Below are 18,348 nucleotides of genomic sequence, written 5' to 3' on the forward strand. Positions count from 1 at the left end.
TGAGTGGCTAACGAAACGCTTCTACGCGATCGGCAGCAGCTCGATGGCGTCGACCCGGTCCGGATAGAAGGCGAGGTGGTCCTTGATAGCCGCCACCGAGGGGTAGGGGTCTTCATAGCTCCACACGGCGTTGACCCCGCGCTGGCCGGTCGCCGGCAGGTTGAAATAGGAGCAGTCGCCCTTATAGGGGCAATAGGTGGCGTGGTCGCTGCGCGTCAACGCGCTCATGTCGACATCGTCTCGCGGAACATAGAGCACAGCCGGATAGGAGGCTTCCTGCAGCCGGAGAGCCTTCAGGCTGTCCGCGATCACCCGCCCGCCGGCCCGGACGACGATGCGCTCCCGGCTGGGTTCGACGGTGATCGGGTGGTCGGGGCCCGGGATCTTGATGACCTTATCCGTCATTGCATGGCTGTCCTTCGTTTGAGCAAAGTGCGATTTCTTTGAATCGAACTTTGCTCTCCAACTCTTGTTTCGACGCGTTTTCTTAATCGAAAAGTCTATCAGCTGTTCTGGAACGCTTCAGTCCGCGACCGACGGAAGCGCCCGGCAAGCTACCTTGCGCTGGCCCAGGCCGGCGGCGAGATAGGCTCCGCCCACATGGAAGGCGGCGATCGCCAGCAAGGTCCAGGCGAAGGCGGTGCCGATGCCGCCCGCATCGGTACGTGCGCCGAGTATGGTAAAGAACAGCCCGCCCAGAACCGCCACGCTGATTGCGGCGCTGACCTGGAGAGTGGAGTTCACGATGCCGCCGACCAGGCCGGCATGATGGGGCCCGACACGTTCGACGATCGCTCGCATCATGGTCGGCATCGAGGTGCCCATGCCGAGGCCGATGAAGCCGAGTGCGGGGGCCATGAGCAGAAGAGGCGGCATCGTGCCGGGCGGGAAGGCCAGCACCAGCAGGGCGGTCGCGGCGGCGCCGAAGGCCGAACTGCTGAAGCCGAAAGCCGGCGCGAAACCGCCAGTAAGGCGGCTGATCGCCGGACTGAAGGTGGATCCGGCCAGGAAGCCAGCCGAGAAGGGCAGGATGGCCAGCCCCGCCTGCCAGGCGCTGAAGCCAAGCGCGCCCTGCAGATAGATCGAATAGGTCAGGAAGAAGGTCGCCATGGCGTAGAGCGTCAGGATGGCGGCGATGCCGCGAACCAGACCCGGCAGGCGGAAGATGCTGAGATCGATCAGCGGGTCGCCGCCCGCGCGGGCAAGACTGAGCTCGTAGCGGCGGAAGAGTTCGACGAAGACCGGCGTTGCCAGCAACATCAGGACGGACCACCAGGGCCAACCGCGTTCACGGCCCTCGACAAGGGGCACCACCAGACTGCTGAGTGCCAGGCTCGAGAGAACGACGCCGCCGAGATCGAGACGCGGCCGCTTTTCGCTGCGGGTTTCGCGCAGCAGCGGAATAGCGGCGAGAAAGGCAACGAGTGCGATGGGAAGGTTGATCAGGAAAATCAGACGCCAGCCGAAGCCGTCGAGGTCCGCGCCGACGAGGGCGCCGCCCAGCAACTGGCCGACGATGGAGGACAGGCCGAGCACCACGCCATAGATGCTGAGCGCCCGCCCGCGTTCATGCGCCGGGAAGAGGGCGTGGACGGAGGCGAGTGCCTGGGGCGCCATGGCTGCTGCGGCGAGGCCTTGCAGCATTCGCGCCGCGATCAGCACGGCCGGCGACCAGGCGAGGCCGCACAGGGCCGAGGCGACGGCAAAGCCCGCCAGGCCCGCCATGAAGATTGCCTTGCGGCCGAAAATATCGCCGAGCCGTCCGCCCGTGATCAGGAAAACCGCATAGATCACGGCATAGCCCGATATCACCAGCTGCACGTCGGCGGCGGTGCTGTGGAGGCCGGTCGTGATGGCCGGCATCGCGACATTGACGATGAAGAAGTCGAGAGGGGCCAGAAAGGCGCCGGTCAGCAGAATGGCCAGAGCCGACCAGCGGCGGGGATCGGGCGATGGGCTGATCGGCCGGGTAATATCGGAAACGCTGAGTGCCGAGTCTGGCATTGCAGGACCTCGTTCTGAAAAATATTAAATACGTACGAGCGTATTATTTCGGGATGATGATGCGCGTTCGAAGTTAAGCTTGAGTCCAGCAGGTCTCAACGCAGGATGGAAGCAAACAGGAATTTCTTGAAACGCTCGACCGGTTCGGGGGTGCGTTCCGTCTTCGCGGCCAGGAAGGCTCCCTGCAGCGAAGAGAGGATGAAGGCGGCAGCCTCGTGACAGTCGAACCCTTTCGGCAGCTTGCCGAGCCGGACGGCAGCCTCCAGGCAATAACTCATGGCGCGCCGGCTCTCGGCGAAGATATCGAGCAGTTTGAGGCGGATCGCCTCGCTGTCGCTGCTGGATTCGGCCGCAAAATTGCCGAACATGCAGCCACAACGCATGCCGTTCTGCTTGAAGCGCTCCGTCCTGGCGTCGATATAACCTCGAATGCGCTCGAGAGGCGGCTGGTTGTCGTCGAGCAGCGTCTTGTGGGCATCCTCGCGCTTTTCGGCGCGATAGAGACCCAGTACCTCCAGGCCGAAAGCTTCCTTGGAGGTGAAATGGTTGGTGAAGCACCCCTGCGGGACGCCGGCCGCACGCACGACGTCGCGCACACTGGTAGCGTTGTAGCCATGTTCATGGATCAGGCCGAGCCCGGCGATAAGAAGCTTTTCACGGTTCGATGCGCGTGCCATTCGTTCAATATGTACGACCGTATTATTTTGTCAAGATATTATCATAGAGTGGGAGGGCGACGAGTTCGGGTTGACGTCGCGCCGTACTTTGCCCTCCCCATCGAGGGGAGGGTCGTTGCGCCTCGCATTCACCTGACCCGTTGCCCTCTGGGGAGCGAGCCTGAAGACCCGCACCCCAGGCTCTAGCCATTCTTTGCCTGATGGCTGGTGGAGGCCTTCAGGCGGCGTTCGAGCCACAGGCTGTAGCGCGAAGCCGGGAAGCAGATCAGGAAATAGACCAGGGCGGCGAAGGCATAGGCTTCCGGATAGGAATGCGGCCAGATCTGCTCATTGGTGGCGGCCGTGTTCCTGACGGCGGTGAGAAAGTCGATCATGCCGATGAAGCCGATCAAGGGGGTACTGAGCAGGACGCCGATGCCCAGATTGACCAGAGGCGGGATGATGGCGCGCAGGGCCTGCGGCAGGATCACCAGGCCGGTCGTCTGCCAGTAGCTCAGGCCCAGGGCCCGGGCCGCCTCGCCCTGGCCGGCCGGCAGGGCCTGCATGCCGGCCCGGATCACCTCCGCCAGATAGCAGGCGATGAAGAGGGTCAGGGCGACCTCGACGCTGAAGAACAGGTTCACGTCGAAATAGGGCAGGGCCATCGGTACGATCAGGCTGGAGACATAAAGCACCACCAGCATCGGCATGCCGCGCACGATCTCGATGAAGCTGGTGCTGACCAGACGCACGCCGCCCATGCTCGAACGGCGCCCCAGGGCCAGCGGAATGGCGATCAGGAAGGACGAGGCATAGGCGATCGTCCAGATCAGCATGGTCAGCGGCAGGCCACCCCAATCATTGGTCGAGACGATGACGCCGGAGAAGTAGCCGCGCAGCAGCAGGCAGGTGACCAGGGGCACCGCGATCCAGGCGAGGATCAGGCCCCGCCCCCAGAAGCGCGGAATGGTGCTGAGGCCGGCCAGGCCGAACATCAGGACCAGGCTGAGAATCGGACGCCAGAGGAGGTCGGACGGGTAGGTCCAGAACAGCATCAGCTTGAGATTGACGCCGACGAAAGCCCAGCAGGCGCCGCCATTGACCTGGCAATCCTGCGCGGTACCTGACCAGGTCGCCCGGATGAAGGCCCAGTCGATCAGATGCGAACCGACCCAGGCGATCAGGGCCAGCACCACGAGCGTAATGGTCGTGTTGAGGGGGGAGGAAAACAGGCCGGCCTTCAGCGTTTGCCAACGCCGGCTCGAGCGTATCCGCGCTGCATCGGGTAGGGACATCGAACTCATTTGGCGATGATCCCTCGCTTGGCCAGGCTGCGATTATAGAGGTTGATCAGGTAGGAGGTCGGCATGCTCACGGCCAGGAAGACGGCGACGAGCACGATGATGGTCTCGACCGCGTTGCCGGTATTGTTGGCGCTGGTCTTGATGATGGCGGTCACCTCAGTAAAGCCGATCAGGATGCCGAGCGTGGTGTCCTTGGTGAGGTCGAGATAGCTCGACGTCATCAGGGGCGTGATCACACGCATCGCCTGCGGCATCACGATGAGGCGCATGATGCGCCCGCGCGGCAGGCCGATCGCCCGGCCGGCTTCCCACTGGCCGATATTGACGGATTCGATGCCGCTGCGCACGCTTTCGGAGATACTGGCGGAATAGTAGATCGTCAGCCCGACGAGCATGGCGGCGAATTCCGGCGTGAGGGTGATGCCGCCGCGGATGTTGAAGCCCTGCAGCACGGGCAGATCCGGCGTGAAGGTGATACCGGCGAGCCAGATCCAGGCGAGGGCGATGGCGGGAAAGAGGGCAAGTACGCCAAGAAGGCCGAACGCCGAGAGGGGATGCTGCAGGCGGCGGATGAAGGCCCTGACCGCGACGGCGAGCAGCACCAGCACCGCGGCCAGCAGCCACAGGCTCTGGCCATTGCCGACCTCGACCCAGGGCAGGAAGATGCCGCGCACCGACAGGAAGGTCGAACCGAAAGGCTGCAAGGCCTGCCTGGTGGGGGGCAGGGCCTGGGTCAGGGCGATCCAGAAGAACAGCTGCAGGGGCAGGGGCGTGTTGCGGATCAGTTCGACATAGGCCTGTACGAGGCGGGAGAGCAGCAGATTGCCGGACAGGCGGGCAATGCCGAGTGTCGTGCCGAGGATGGTGGCGAACAGACAGCCGAGCACGGCGAGCTTGAGCGTGTTGAGCAGGCCGACCGCGATGGCGCGTCCATAGCTGTCGCCGGCCTGATAGACGAGCAGGCTCTCGGTGATGTCGAAATTGGCCGGCTGCCAGAGATAGTCGAGCCCGGGCGCCATGCCGAGACGGTGCATGCTGGCCAGGATGTTATGGCAGATGAGGCCAAGGAACAGCGCCAGGGCAGCGATCAGCAGGAGCTGGCCATAGGGATGGGCGCCCCACCACCGGCGGATCCTGCCGATGGGGCCGGGAACATCGGGGGAAGCTATGCTGATCGTGTCGGCCATCGAGGGATCCCAAGGGGGGCGGACCCGGAGTGTCGACCTTCAGGTCGACACCTGTTCGGCAGGGGTCGCGTGAGGAGAATGCCGGTCCGAAGACCGACACTCCGATTCCGGACTGTCCTCAACGGAAGGGAGGCGAATAGATCAGGCCGCCCTTGGTCCACAGATTGTTGAGGCCGCGATCGAAGCCGATCTTCGTGCTCTTGCCGAGATTGCGCTCGAAGATCTCGCCGTAATTGCCCACTTTCTTGATGATGTTGTAGGCGAATTTCGGGTCGAGGCCGATGGCCTGGCCGAGGGACGGATCGACGCCGAGGAAGCGCTTGATGGCCGGATCCTCGCTGGTGAGGAACGTATCGACATTCTGGCTGGTGATGCCGAATTCCTCGGCCTGGATGGTGGCGTAGACGGTCCAGTTCACGATTTCGAGCCAGCGGTCGTCGCCGCCCAGAACCGCCGGCGCCAGGGGCTCCTTGGACAGGCGTTCGGGCAGCAGCACATATTCGTCCGGGTTGGGCAGGGCGGCGCGGCGCAGGCCGAGGTCGGTGCCGTCCTGCGTCAGCGCGTCGACGCGGCCGGAGGTCAAAGCCTGGGTGAAGGTGGCGGTATCCTCGATCACCACCGATTTGTAGGTCTTGCCGGTCTTCTTGAAGAAATCGGCGATGTTCTGTTCACCGGTGGTGCCGCTCTGCACGCCGATGGTGGCGCCGTCGAGTTCCGAGGCCTTGTTCACGCCCAGCGACTTCTTCACCAGGATGCCCTGGCCGTCATAGAAGACCACCGGCCCGAAGTGGAAATTGAGCTTGAAGGCGCGCGTGATGGTCTGGGTCACAGCCGAAAGCAGGATGTCGAACTGGCCGGCCTGCAGGGCGGGCAGACGCTGCTGGGGCGAGGAATTGGTGAACTCGACCTTGTCGGGATCGTTGAACACGGTGATGGCGAGCGCCCGGCCGAAATCGACGAAGAACCCCTGCCAGCGGCCATTGGCGTCGGGCGCGAAGAAGCCGGCCTGGCTGCCGACGCCGACCTTGATGACGCCGCGCTCCTTGATCTTGTCGAGCGTGGGGCCGGCCTGGGCCGGCGCCGCGGCGATGAAGCCGGCCGCGAGTGCTGCGACGGCGAGGCCGGCGCCGCGCGTGAAGCCGCGTTTGACTGTGTTCAGCATGGAAGTCCCTTTCATTCCCCGCATGGTCGATATCCACGACAGGGCGCCCCGTTTCTCTCTCATCTCACAGGCCCGGCGGCATGCGCCGGCGCCTGTGGTTTCGGAAGGATGTCACTGCTTCCAGGCATGATCGGGCGATTATACCGCGATAGCAAGGTCGGCAGCGGCGCCCCCGATCTCTGTCAGCTGTTTCATCCATTCAGCAGAGCATGATCGTAAAATGAATTATTACACACTGTCCACTGGTTTATAAGTCAATTCACAAGCTGAAATTGGGTGTTACGCCTCGCTTCAAAGGCCGACATCGAAGAAGATCTGATCCATGGTCCGTCCCGGCTCGGCGCCCGGCGTGTCGCCGATGATGCGGGCCGGCACGCCCGCCACCGTCTTGTGCGGCGGCACCGACGCGGTCACCACCGAGCCGGCGCCGACGCGGGCGCCTTCGCCGATCTCGATATTGCCGATCAGCTTGGCGCCCGAGCCGATCAGCACGCCCTTGCGGATCCTGGGGTGGCGCTGGCCAGACTGTATGCCGCTGCCGCCCAGCGTCACCGATTGCAGGATCGAGACGTCATCCTCGATCACGGCCGTCTCGCCGATGACGATGCCGGTGGCGTGGTCGAAGAAGATGCCCCGTCCGATCGGAACGGCGGGATGGATATCGACCTGCAGCACCTCGGAGACCCGGCTTTGCAGATAGAGGGCGAAATTGCGCTGGCCGTTCCGCCACAGCCAATGGGCAAGACGGTGCAATTGCAAAGCATGGAAGCCCTTGAAATAGAGCAGCGGCTCCAGATAGCGTTGGCAGGCCGGATCACGCTCGAGCACGGCCTGGATGTCGGCCCGTATGCCCAGGCAGATGCCGGGATCGGCGGCGATCGCCGTGCGGAAGGCATGGCGCAGCACCGAGGCCGGCATGTCCGGATGCTCGATGCGCTGGACCAGGCGCTGGATCAGGGCATCTTCGAAGGAAGTATGATCGAGCACGCCGGCATAGAATTGAGTGGCGAGTTGCGGCTCGGCGGCGATTGCGGCCTGCGCCTCGTCGAGCAGCCGGTCCCAGATGAGGTCGGATACGGCGCCAGGCCTTCCGGTCCGGCGCGAGAGCTTGCGGCTGTTCGAGGCGTTCATGGCGGCCCCTCCGATCAGCGTGCGCCGGCTGTGCCGGTACGCTTGGCGAGTGAACGCTCGAGGCTGCCGAGCGCATCATAGATGAGCACGGCCAGGAGCGCGACGATGATGCCGCCCTGCAGGATGTAGGCGGTGTTGGTGGTGGTGATGCCGGCCATGATCACTTCGCCGAGGCTCTTGGCGCCGACGGTGGAGCCGATGGTGGCCGTGCCGAGATTGACCACGAAGGAAAGGCGTACCCCGGTCAGGATCACCGGGAGGGCGAGCGGCAGCTCGACCTTGGTGAGGCGCTGCCAGCCGGTCATGCCCATGCCGCGGGCTGCGTCGAGAGCCGTGGCCGGAACGCTCTTCAGGCCCGCCATGGTGTTTTCGAAGATCGGCAGCAATCCATAGAGCGTAAGGGCGAGCAAGGTCGGCTCCGCCCCGAAGCCGAGCGAGGGCACCGCGATGGCGAGCACGGCGATCGGCGGAAAGGTCTGGCCGATATTCACGATGGTCCGCGACAGCGGCAGGAACTCGGCGCCCGCCGGCCGCGTCACGAAGATGCCCGCCAGCAAGGCGAGCGCCCCGCCGATGAAGGTGGAGACGGCGACCAGGCCGAGATGGCTGAGGGAAAGGAACAGAAGGCTGCCCTGGCGATAGACCGCCGGCGCCCCATTGTCGTTGAGGCCGGCCAGGATCGGCGCGAACAGCTCGGTGTCGAGCAGCAGGAGCAGCAGCAGGATGAGGGCGAGCGCCCTGGCGCCGTAACCGAGCCATTTCATGCCGGGCTATCCTCGACGCGATGCGCATCGGCCCCGGCCAGGTCGAGGATGGCCGGCAGGGTGATGCGTCCGCGCGGCGTGCCGTCCGCCGCCGTGACGGGCAGGGCCTGCACCCGAGCCCACAGCAATTCGGAGAGCGCGTCGCGCAGTGTCGCATTTTCCTGCACGGGCTTGCCCTCTGCGGTGCCCGGCTGCACGGAATCGGCCACCCTGAGCAGGGAGAGCAGGCGCAGCGAACGGTCGGGTCCGCCGATCAGGCGCTCGACGAAACCGGGCGCCGGATGGGTGAGGATCTCGGTCGGCGTGGCGTATTGCAGGAGCTTGCCGCCATCCATCACGCCGATGCGGTTGCCCAGCAGCATGGCCTCTTCCATGTCGTGGGTGACGAGGACCACGGTGATGCCGAGCCGGCGCTGCAGGGCGAGCAGGTCCTCCTGCGCCTTGGCGCGGATGATCGGATCGAGCGCCCCGAAGGGTTCGTCCATCAGCAGCACGGCAGGCTCTGCTGCCAGGGCTCGGGCGACGCCGACGCGCTGCTGCTGGCCGCCGGACAATTGATGCGGCAGTTTTTCGGCATAGAGGGCCGGGTCGAGATCGAACAGGCGGAGCAGTTCGTCGACCCGCTTGGCGATCCGCCCCTGGTCCCAGCCGAGCAGGCTCGGCACGGTGCCGATATTGCGGGCCACCGTCCAATGCGGGAACAGGCCGTGCCCCTGGATGGCATAGCCGATGCCGCGCCGCAGTTCCTCGCCCGACAGGCCGGAGGTGTCCTGGCCGTTGATCAGCACGGTGCCCGTGGTCGGCTCGATCAGCCGGTTGATGATGCGCAGCAAAGTGGACTTGCCGCTGCCTGAGGTGCCGACCAGCACGGTGATCGTGCCGCGCTCGATGGTGAGCGAAACATTGTCGACGGCCAGCTGGGAGCCGAAACGGCGGCTGACTTGCCTGACTTCGATCATGCGTGCCGTCCTTTGAGTGTATCGACGATGGCATCGAGGATGATGGCCGCCGAAAAGGCGAGGGCGATGGTGGGGATGGCGCCGAGCAGGACGAGATCGATGGCGGTGGCGCCCATGCCGTTCTGCACATAGACGCCGAAGCCGCCGCCGCCGATCCAGGCCGCGATCGTGGCCAGGCCGATATTCTGCACCAGCACGATGCGCACGCCCGTCAGGATCACTGGAAAGGCCAGCGGCAGTTCGACCTGGAACAGGCGCTGCCACTGCGTCATGCCCATGCCGCGGGCGGCATCCACCACATTGGGAGAGACCGAATCCAGGCCGATCGCCGTGTTGGAGACCACCGGCAGCAGGGCATAGAGGAAAAGCGCGATCAGGGCCGGGGAGGAGCCGGTGCCGTGCACGCCGATGGCCTCGACGACGGGATAGGTTTTGGCCAAGTAGGTCAGCGGCGCGATCATCAGCCCGAACAGCGCCAGGGATGGGATCGTCTGGATCATGTTCAGCGCCGGCAGCACCGCGCCGCGCAGCCCCTGGTGGCGCTGGCAGAGAATGCCGAGCGGCAGGCCGACGACGAGGGCGCCGAAAAGCGAAGCCAAGGCGAGTGTGACATGCACCACGGCGTTGGCGGCGAAGCCGGAGCCGTTGGTGGCGTATTCCTTCATGATCGACAGCCCGCTCCAATGGCCGGAGAGCAGGAAGGCCAGGAAGACCGCCAGGGCGAGAACCAGGGCGACGACCCTCTGGAGCGGACGCAGCGCCAGCTTGACCAGCGCGTCGGTGAGCAGGATGGCAAAGGAGAAGGAGAGCAGCCAGAAGCCCGAGGCGGGACCGACCCGCGGCCGGGCACTGCCGGGTGGGATCAGGACTTGGGGGACCAGGCCGATCAGGATGGCAAGGAGCACCAGTGCACCGGCAGCCAGGGCGAGACGCAGGCGCGGCGAACTCCGGCGCAGGAGAGCGGCCAGGCAGAGGAGGAGCAGGGCGAGGCTGGCCCAGGCAAGCCCCGTGGGAAGCGCCTGGATGAAGCCGATGCCCTGGGCCTGGCCGATGCGGCTCGGCCGGAAATTGGCGAAAGGCAAGGCCAGCGCCGCGGCCGCGATCACAGCCATGACGGCGCCGAGCTTGTCGAAGGCCAGGGCATTTTTGCCCGTGGCGACGGGCGGCGCCGGGAAAGCGCTGTTGTCGGCCTGTACTTCCCCGGCGCTTGAACTCACTTCACCAGGCCCTTCTTCTTCAGATAGTCGGCCGCCACATCCTTGGCCGCCTCGCCATCGACCTGGATGCGGCCGTTGAGCTCCTGCAGCGTGGTGAGGTCGAGGCTGGCGAAGACCGGCTTCAGCCATTCGGCAATTTCGGGATGGGCCTTGAGCACGGATTCGCGAATGACCGGCGCCGGGGCGTAGACGGGCTGGACGGACTTGTCGTCGTCGAGCACCACGAGATTGCCGGCGGCGATGCCGCCATCCGTGCCATAGACCATGGCGGTGTTGACGCCGTCGGTCTGCTCGGCCGCCGCCTTGATGGTGGACGCGGTGTCACCGCCGGAAAGCACCACGAGCTGGTCGGAAGAGAGTTTGAAGCTATAAGTCGTCTGGAAGGCGGGCAGGGCGCCGGCGCTGTTGACGAACTCGGCCGAGGCGATCAGCTTCACCTTGCCGCCGCCCGTGACGAACTTGCCGAAATCGCCGAGCGACTTCAGCTTGTTGGCATCGGCCAGGTCCTTGCGGACGGCGATGGCCCAGGTGTTGTTGGCGGGAGCAGGATCGAGCCACACCAGCTTGTTGGCGTCGTAGTCGAGCTTCTTGGCCTCGGCATAACCCTTGGCGGCGTCCTTCCACAGGCTGTCGTCGGCCTTGTTGAAGAAGAAGCCAGCATTGCCGGTATATTCGGGATAGAGATCGATATCCCCGGCCACCAGCGCCTTGCGCACGATCGGCGTGGTGCCGAGCCCGACCCGATTGTTGACCGACAGCCCATGGGACTCCAGGACCTGCACGATCAGGTTTCCGAGCAGATTGCCCTCGGTGTCGATCTTGGAAGCAACGGTGACGTCGGCGGCCTGGGCGGCGCCGGCGGCCGCCAACATGGCCGCGGCGGCGGCCCAGGATGTCAGCCGTGACACTCTCTTGCCGAAGAGGGAGCGCAGGGGGGATGAGAATGGCATTTGTGGTCCTCTTGATGTCCTTTGAACGACCCCGGAAGCAGGAAGGACTGTGCCGACGGTCGATGATTCAGATTCTGAAGTTGAGGGAGACCCCGTATGTGGTTGATCCGACTCCGGAACTCGGGCCGGCCGTCATTGTTCAGGCATCTCGTGCCGTCCCCGTCGCGAGGCTGGCGCAGAGCGCCGCGACACCGATCCACAGGCTGGCCGACCAATAGGTGACGATCGCCAGAGGATGGGTGCTGCGGCACAGCGATCTTGCAAGCTGGCAAATATCGCTGTTGCTGACAAGGCAGAGACTGGCATCGGGAAGCGAGAGATAGTTGTAGCCGATCACATCCCGGTAGGTCATCCACCACCAGGCGAAGGACAGCGCGACGATGACAGCCCCGAAGATCTGCAAAAGGCGGGTGAATACGGGCAGGGCACTCATGAAAGGCTCAGCCCGAGCGCCTGCAGGATCTCCCGGCGCAGATGAACCAGTTCCGTATCGTCGCGGTGGCGCGGATAGGGCTTGTCGACGGCAAATTCCGCCTTGATGCGCGCGGGCCTGTCGGAGAACACGATCACGCGGGAGGCGAGCAGCAGGGCTTCCTCGACATCGTGGGTCACCAGCAGGGCGGTGAAGCCCGTGCGCTGCCAGAGCGACACCAGTTCGTCCTGCAGGGCGAGGCGTGTCAGGGAATCGAGCTTGCCGAGGGGTTCGTCGAGCAGCAGCAGGGACGGGTCGTGCACCAGCGCCCGCGCCAGCGAGGCCCGCTGCGCCATGCCGCCGGAAAGCTGGTGGGGATAGGCGTCGGCGAAGCGCTCCAGGCCGACCAGCGCCAGGGCCTGGCCGATGCGGTGGCGCTCGCGGGCGAGCACGCCGCGCGCCTCCAGCCCGGCCGCGACATTCTTGCGGACCGTCAGCCAGGGAAACAGGGTCGGGTCCTGAAAGACCAGGATGCGGGAGGGATCGGGGGCCATGACCGGCTGGCCGTCGGCCAGGATGGCGCCGGCGGCAGGCGGTTCGAGCCCGGCGATCAGACGCAGCAAGGTCGACTTGCCGCAGCCCGAGGGACCGAGCAGGGCGACGAACTCGCCGGGCTCGACCTTGAGGTCGACGCTGTCCAGCACGGGCAGATCTGCGCCGGAGAGATCGAAATGATGGCTGACGGCATGCACGTCGATGCCGATGCTGTGGCTCGATGCAGCCATCAGATGAAGCCCTTCTGCCAGGTAAGGAGGCGATCGCGCAGCACGAAGAGCAGCTTCACGATGCCGGCGCAGATGACGGACATGATCAGCAGCGTGGCATAGACATTGGCATAGCCCGAATAGGCGGTCTGGAACTGGATGTACCAGCCGAGCCCGTATTTGGCGCCGAGCATCTCGGCGACCACCAGCACCGCGAAGGAATAATAGAGCCCCATGAACAGGCCGACGAAGACATGCGGCAGGGAGGCGGGGATGGCGATGTTGCGGATCAGGTACCAGCTCCCGGCGCCGAAGATGCGGCTGACGTCGTAGAAGGCCCGGTTGACCGAGGCGACGCCGGAGGCTGTCAGGATGGCGACGGGTATGCCGGAGGCCAGCGCCACGATGAACACGCTCGCATCGAAGGTATTGGGGAAGAAATAGAAGGTGCAGGGGATCCAGGCCGTGGCCGGGACCGGGCCGATCAGCTTGAGGACGGGCATGCCCCAATAGCTGAAGCGCTTCGACCAGCCGAGCGCCACCCCGAGTGCATAGCCGACGGCGATGCCCGAGAGAAAGCCGGCTGCCCACAGGCGCAGCGAATAGGCGATGCAGATCAGGAGGCGCTGGCTCTCGGTGACATAGACGTGGAGCAGGCCGTGCGGCGGCGAGAAAAACGGCTTGGGCAGCCATCCGGTCTTGGCCGTCGAGAGTTCCCACAGCGCCAGCCAGATGCCGGTCGCCGCGAACCAGGGGCCGTAATGCAGGAGCGTGCGCCCCAGCCCGCCGAGGCGCTGGATGGTGAGGGCCAGCACGAGGAAGGCCAGCGAGGCCGTGCCGGCCAGGGCGGCGAACAGCCCAGCGCTACCCCAGGGCACCACGTCGGGCAGGCCGATGGTGATCGCGGCCGTGGCCGCGAATGTTGCCGAGGCCAGGAGCCCATGTTTCCACACGCGGTTCCAGAGCGCGGGCAGGGCGGCCCGTGACGGCGGCGTCGCCTCGAGGATCCCGGGAGGGGGTGCGCGCAGGGTGTCGCTCATCGCAAGGCCTCAGGCGAGCAGGTTGATGGTGACCCGCTCGGCGAACTCCTTGGGATCGGTGGTGGGATCGAGCACCTTGACCAGCTTGAGGTCCTCGGCGGCGAGGCGGATCTGGTCCACCAGAGGCTGGCCGATCGGATGGTTGTGATAGACCAGCGTTCCCAGGATTTCGGTGAGCTGGGCGGCCGTCAGGCCGGCCGGCTTCAGCGTTTCGAAATACCACTGCGCCACCTCGTCGGGATGGCTGGCGGTATATTCGTGGATCTCGATATTCGCCTCGGCGAGGCGGCGCAGGGCGTCCTTGTTGGCATCCAGGAAGGGCCCGCTGGCGCCGAGGACGCAGCAGGTGTGGCCCTCGTAGAAGCCGGTCTGGGTGTCGGCGATCTTGGTGAAGCCGAACTGCTTTTCGATGGCCCAGGCCCAGGGGTCGAGATGGGCCGCGAGCTCGACGTCGCCCCGGTTCAGCGTCTCGCCGACGAGTTCGAACGGCACGGCCTTCCAGGTCACGTCGGTTTCAGGATCGAGCCCGGCCTTGGCGAAGCTGACCTGGAAGGCGACCTGGGGCGGGGCGCCGATGCCATAGGTGGCGATGGTCTTGCCCTTCGCGTCGGCCAGCGTCTTGATGCCGGAATCCTTGCGCGCCAGCAGGCGTTGGCAGCCGCCATGCGAGCCGACGAACAGCTTGACGTCGAAGCCCTGTTCGAGCGGTTTCAGCCAGTCGCCGATCAGCCCGGCGCCGGCATCGGCCTTGCCGGTGGCAAGGGCCTGGATCAGCGTCTGGCCGCTGGCGCCCTGATAGAACAGCTCGACGTCGAGATTGTGCTTGGCATAGATGCCCTTGGCCACGCCGAAGCCGAGCGGCGAATGGCAGGCGGCCACCTCCGTCCAGGCCAGGCGGATCTTGGGCGCGGGCGCCGCGATGGCAGGCGAGAGGATCCGTCCGCCGACGGCGCCGAGGGAAGCGAGGGCACCGGCCGCTCCGGCCAGTTTGAGCGCCTTGCGGCGCGAGAAAGCGGGAAGTCTGGACATGGGTTCCATCCGGGGCCGGTGGGATGTGAGGAGCACTGTCATCCCCGGCGAGCGAAGCGAGGGAAGGGGATCCAAAGGATGACAGGCGCTATTCTCGAGCGATGTTTTAGGCCGCCTTGCGTTCTGCCGCGTCATGCTCGCCTTCGGCGGCGGCCAGGGCCTGCGTCAGGTCGGCGATGATGTCGTCCGGGTGCTCGATGCCGATGGAGAGGCGCACATAGCCGGGCGTCACCCCGGTCGCGAGCTGGTCCTCGGGCGTCAGTTGTTGATGGGTGGTCGAGGCCGGGTGGATGGCGAGCGAGCGGGCATCGCCGATATTGGCAACGTGGTAGAGCAATTTGAGCGCATCGATGAAACGCTTGCCGGCCTCTGTGCCGCCCTTGAGCTCGAAGCCGACCAGGGCGCCATAGCCGCCCTTGAGATATGCCTCGGCGCGGCGGCGATTCTCGTCCGACTGCAGGCCGGGGAAGATGACATGGCTGACACCGGGGTGCTTGGCGAGGAAGTCCGCCACCTTGACGGCATTCTCGTTGTGCTGGCGCAGGCGCAGCGGCAGGGTTTCCAGCCCCTGCAGCAGCTGGAAGGCGTTGAAGGGCGACAGGGCCGCGCCGACGTCGCGCAGGAGCTTCACCCGCACGCGCAGAATATAGGCGATCGGCCCGAGCGGCTTGGCGGCCTCGGTCCAGATCGCGCCGTGATAGGCCTCGTCCGGCTGCGTCAGCAGGGGGAAGCGGTCGGCATGGTCTTCCCAGGGGAAATTGCCGCCGTCGACGATCAGCCCGCCGATCGAGGTGCCGTGGCCGCCGATATATTTGGTTGCCGAATAGACCACGACGGCGGCGCCATGTTCGAGCGGGCGGGCGATCAGCGGCGCGGCGGTGTTGTCGACGATGAGGGGGATGCCCAGCGAGCGGCCGATATCGGCGATCTCGCGGATCGGCAGCACCTGCAGCTTGGGATTGGGCAGCGTTTCGGCGTAGAAGGCGCGGGTCTTGTCGTCGCTCGCCCGGCGGAAATTCTCCGGATCGGAGGGATCGACGAAGCGGACCTCCACGCCGAATTGCTTGAGCGTCGAGGCGAACAGGGTCCAGGTGCCGCCATAGAGGTCGGTGGAGGAGACGATGTTGTCGCCGGCCTGGGCCAGGTTGAGGATCGAATAGGCCGAGGCCGTCTGCCCCGACGAGACGGCCAGTGCCGCCGCACCGCCTTCGAGGGCGGCTATGCGCTGCTCCAGCGCGTCGGTCGTCGGGTTCTGCACGCGGGTATAGATGTTGCCGAGTTCCTCCAGAGCGAAGAGGCGGGCGGCATGGCCGGTATCCTGGAACTGGTAGGAGGTGGTCTGGTAGATCGGCACCGCGACGGCGCCGGTGGCCGGGTCGGCACGATAGCTGCCGCCATGCAGAGCGAGGGTCTCGAAATGTCGGGAATCGGTGGTCATGCCAAGGGCTCCTGAAGCGTGGCTTTGAAGATCGAACCGAAGATCAGTAGGCGGAGGCGACCTGCGCCGGCTTGCTGGCGTCGATGAGGTCGGGATGGTGGCGGCGGGCGACGTCGGGGTGGGAGCGCAGGCGACTCTTGAGATAGTTGCGCCCGGCCTCGCGGAAGAGCGGATTGAGCGGGTCCTGCGTCAGGCCGCGCGCCTCGACTGCCAACTCCGGTGCAAGCGTCAGCAGCGGTACCTCGGCGTCGAGATTGGCACCGAGGAAGAAGGGCACCGACAGCCGGTCGGTACCGGCCGGCGGAGAAACCACGCGATGGACGTTGGCGCGCAGATAGCCGTTCGACGCCAGTTCAAGGATCTCGCCGATATTGACGACGAAAGTGCCGGGGATGGGCGGGGCGTCGATCCAGCCCTGCTCGCCTTCGACCTGAAGGCCGCCCTGCACATCCTGCAGCAGCAGGGTCAGGAAGCCTGAATCCTTGTGGGCACCGACGCCCTGGTCGCCTTCGCCGGCATCGCGGCCGGGATAGCGCACGATCTTGAGGAGCTGGTTGGGCTCGGGCGTGTAGATCGGCTCGAAGGCATCGGCCTTCTGGCCCAAAGCGAGCGCGAAGGCGCTGAGGACGCGAATGCCGAGCTGGGTGATTTCCTGGAGATAGCGCAGCGTGATGAGCTGCAATTCGGGCAGCGCTTCCGGCCATTGATTGGGGCCTTGCAGGCGATGCCAGGCCGGCGCGCTCGGATCAAGGGCTCGAGCTCGCTTCTCGGCGCCGATGTCGACCTGCTCACGCCAGTCGGGCTTGCCGCGTGTATGCTCGAAGCCGGCCCGGTTATAGCCGCGGAAATGGGGGGAGTTGATCATCTCGATCGCCAGCTTGTCCCGTTCGGGCAGGTCGAAGAAGCGCCGAGACAGGCGCAGGACATCGTCGATCAGCTGCTGGGGAACGCCGTGGCCGGTGAGATAGAAGAAGCCAGGGCCGCGGGCCGCCGCGCGCAAATCCTTCAGGAAGGCCGCGCGTTCCGCCGTTCCGGTGTCGAAGCGGCGGAAATCGAGGATGGGCAGGCTTTCGGCTGACGTCGTCATGGCATTGGACCGTCTGGTTGAATCTCTGTGTGAAATCGACCATGGCGATATTTATAAGTCAACTGATTTTATAGACTATATAGAATTAAGGTGGCGATCTGCGGAGATAACAGCGTTACAACAGAGGGTTAGCTGCCGGTTCGGAATCACGCCGCGAGCCACCCTCACAGGGAGGAGCGGCGCAGGTCGTGGCTAAAATCACGCAGCTGAAAGAGACGAATTAATTATTGACTAAATCTATCAACTATTGGGATTATGGCGGCGGATATCCCTGAAGGAAGAATTGATGACTGCACTCTGGACCCGCCGCACCCTGCTTGCTGCCGCGCCCGCTCTCGCCGTGACCGCCGCCCTCGGGCCCGCGCGAGCCGCGACGAAGACGATCCGGGTCGGTTATCAGAAATACGGCACCTTCCTGCTGCTCAAGGCGCGCGGCAATCTGGAACGCAAGCTCGAACCTCTCGGCTTCGGCGTGACCTGGACGGAGTTTCCCGGTGGTCCGCAATTGCTGGAGGCCCTGAACGTCGGCGCCCTGGATTTCGGCATTACCGGCGAGGCCCCGCCGATCTTCGCCCAGGCGGCCGGCACTCCGCTGGTTTATGTCGCCAACGAACCGGCCGCCCCCCTCAGCGAGGCGATCCTGGTGCGCAAGGACAGCCCGCTGCAATCGGTGGCGGAACTGAAGGGCAAGAAGGTCGGGCTCAACAAGGGATCGAACGTTCACTACCTCCTGGTCAAGGCGCTGGAGAAGGCAGGAGTGGCCTATGGCGACATCCAGACGGTGTTCCTGACGCCCTCGGATGCGCGCGCCGCCTTCGAGCACGGCGACATCGATGCCTGGGTGATCTGGGATCCCTTCCAGGCGGCGGCCGAGATTGCTATCGAGGCGCGCCAGCTTGCCAATGGCGAGGGCCTTGTCGCCAACCGGCAATTCTATCTGGGCGAGCGCGCTTTCACCGAGGCCAATCCGGCCGCGATCGACGCTGTGCTGGCCGCCATCAACGAGATCGACCAATGGGCCAAGGACCATGTCGACGAGGCGGCGAAGGAACTCGCGCCCGCTGTCGGCATTCCTGCGCCGGTGCTCAAGCTGGCGCTCGGCCGGCAGTCCTGGAACGTGCAACCGATCACGGCCGAGACGGTGGCTGCCCAGCAGCAGATCGCCGACACCTTCCACAAGCTCGGCCTCATCCCCAAGGCGATCAAGATTTCTGACGCCTTGCGGCCCGGCGTGACGCTCTGAC

18 protein-coding genes are annotated in these 18,348 nt (G+C 65.3%); 1 reads left to right on the plus strand and 17 read right to left on the minus strand.

Annotated features, from left to right (window positions below; genetic code table 11):
• Window positions 1-21 precede the first annotated feature (21 nt).
• The 17 genes from J8I29_RS04175 to J8I29_RS04255 all read right to left on the minus strand — a co-directional run bounded on the left by J8I29_RS04175 (window position 22) and on the right by J8I29_RS04255 (window position 17,104).
• Complete coding sequence (locus tag J8I29_RS04175) at window positions 22-405, minus strand: DUF427 domain-containing protein (protein ID WP_209430745.1); 384 nt, start codon at window positions 403-405, stop codon at window positions 22-24.
• Window positions 406-522: 117 nt separating this feature from the next.
• On the minus strand, window positions 523-2,004 hold the full coding sequence (locus J8I29_RS04180; RefSeq protein WP_245196642.1) for an MFS transporter: 1,482 nt from the start codon (window positions 2,002-2,004) through the stop codon (window positions 523-525).
• A 95-nt stretch (window positions 2,005-2,099) separates the two neighbouring features.
• Window positions 2,100-2,681, minus strand: a complete 582-nt coding sequence (locus J8I29_RS04185; RefSeq protein WP_209430746.1) for a TetR/AcrR family transcriptional regulator — start codon at window positions 2,679-2,681, stop codon at window positions 2,100-2,102.
• Between the two features lie 182 nt (window positions 2,682-2,863).
• The gene (locus tag J8I29_RS04190; protein ID WP_245196643.1) at window positions 2,864-3,964 is read right to left on the minus strand and encodes an amino acid ABC transporter permease; all 1,101 of its coding nucleotides are present in this window, start codon (window positions 3,962-3,964) and stop codon (window positions 2,864-2,866) included.
• Entirely contained in the window at window positions 3,961-5,151 is a 1,191-nt protein-coding gene (locus J8I29_RS04195; RefSeq protein WP_245196644.1) for an ABC transporter permease subunit, read from the minus strand. The genes J8I29_RS04190 and J8I29_RS04195 overlap by 4 nt, the downstream gene beginning before the upstream one ends.
• 118 nt (window positions 5,152-5,269) lie before the next feature.
• Window positions 5,270-6,313 carry an amino acid ABC transporter substrate-binding protein gene (locus tag J8I29_RS04200; protein WP_209430747.1) on the minus strand — a complete coding sequence of 348 codons (1,044 nt, stop codon included), beginning with the start codon at window positions 6,311-6,313 and terminating at the stop codon, window positions 5,270-5,272.
• A 291-nt stretch (window positions 6,314-6,604) separates the two neighbouring features.
• Complete coding sequence (gene cysE, locus J8I29_RS04205; protein ID WP_209430748.1) at window positions 6,605-7,444, minus strand: serine O-acetyltransferase; 840 nt, start codon at window positions 7,442-7,444, stop codon at window positions 6,605-6,607.
• A 14-nt stretch (window positions 7,445-7,458) separates the two neighbouring features.
• A complete protein-coding gene (locus J8I29_RS04210) occupies window positions 7,459-8,208 on the minus strand; it encodes an ABC transporter permease (RefSeq protein ID WP_209430749.1) in 750 nt (249 codons plus the stop codon).
• The gene (locus J8I29_RS04215; RefSeq protein ID WP_209430750.1) at window positions 8,205-9,167 is read right to left on the minus strand and encodes an ABC transporter ATP-binding protein; all 963 of its coding nucleotides are present in this window, start codon (window positions 9,165-9,167) and stop codon (window positions 8,205-8,207) included. Before J8I29_RS04215 ends, J8I29_RS04210 begins: the two co-directional genes overlap by 4 nt.
• Window positions 9,164-10,279: an ABC transporter permease gene (locus J8I29_RS04220; RefSeq protein WP_209430931.1), complete on the minus strand. Its 1,116-nt coding sequence runs from the start codon at window positions 10,277-10,279 to the stop codon at window positions 9,164-9,166. Before J8I29_RS04220 ends, J8I29_RS04215 begins: the two co-directional genes overlap by 4 nt.
• Before the next feature lie 101 nt (window positions 10,280-10,380).
• On the minus strand, window positions 10,381-11,256 hold the full coding sequence (locus J8I29_RS04225; RefSeq protein ID WP_209430932.1) for an ABC transporter substrate-binding protein: 876 nt from the start codon (window positions 11,254-11,256) through the stop codon (window positions 10,381-10,383).
• Between the two features lie 217 nt (window positions 11,257-11,473).
• Window positions 11,474-11,767, minus strand: a complete 294-nt coding sequence (locus tag J8I29_RS04230; RefSeq protein WP_209430751.1) for a hypothetical protein — start codon at window positions 11,765-11,767, stop codon at window positions 11,474-11,476.
• A complete protein-coding gene (locus J8I29_RS04235; RefSeq protein ID WP_105865233.1) occupies window positions 11,764-12,531 on the minus strand; it encodes an ABC transporter ATP-binding protein in 768 nt (255 codons plus the stop codon). Before J8I29_RS04235 ends, J8I29_RS04230 begins: the two co-directional genes overlap by 4 nt.
• Window positions 12,531-13,550, minus strand: a complete 1,020-nt coding sequence (locus J8I29_RS04240; protein ID WP_209430752.1) for an ABC transporter permease subunit — start codon at window positions 13,548-13,550, stop codon at window positions 12,531-12,533. Before J8I29_RS04240 ends, J8I29_RS04235 begins: the two co-directional genes overlap by 1 nt.
• A 9-nt stretch (window positions 13,551-13,559) precedes the next feature.
• A complete protein-coding gene (locus J8I29_RS04245) occupies window positions 13,560-14,579 on the minus strand; it encodes an ABC transporter substrate-binding protein (protein WP_245196645.1) in 1,020 nt (339 codons plus the stop codon).
• A gap of 106 nt (window positions 14,580-14,685) precedes the next feature.
• Complete coding sequence (locus J8I29_RS04250; RefSeq protein WP_209430754.1) at window positions 14,686-16,017, minus strand: PLP-dependent transferase; 1,332 nt, start codon at window positions 16,015-16,017, stop codon at window positions 14,686-14,688.
• Between the two features lie 43 nt (window positions 16,018-16,060).
• A complete protein-coding gene (locus tag J8I29_RS04255) occupies window positions 16,061-17,104 on the minus strand; it encodes an isopenicillin N synthase family oxygenase (RefSeq protein WP_209430755.1) in 1,044 nt (347 codons plus the stop codon).
• Between the two features lie 286 nt (window positions 17,105-17,390).
• Here J8I29_RS04255 and J8I29_RS04260 point away from each other — a divergent pair, with 286 nt between their 5' ends.
• The gene (locus J8I29_RS04260; RefSeq protein WP_209430756.1) at window positions 17,391-18,347 is read left to right on the plus strand and encodes a sulfonate ABC transporter substrate-binding protein; all 957 of its coding nucleotides are present in this window, start codon (window positions 17,391-17,393) and stop codon (window positions 18,345-18,347) included.
• Window position 18,348 lies beyond the last annotated feature (1 nt).

The organism is Labrys sp. LIt4, from assembly GCF_017813775.1.
Taxonomy (GTDB): domain Bacteria; phylum Pseudomonadota; class Alphaproteobacteria; order Rhizobiales; family Labraceae; genus Labrys; species Labrys okinawensis_A.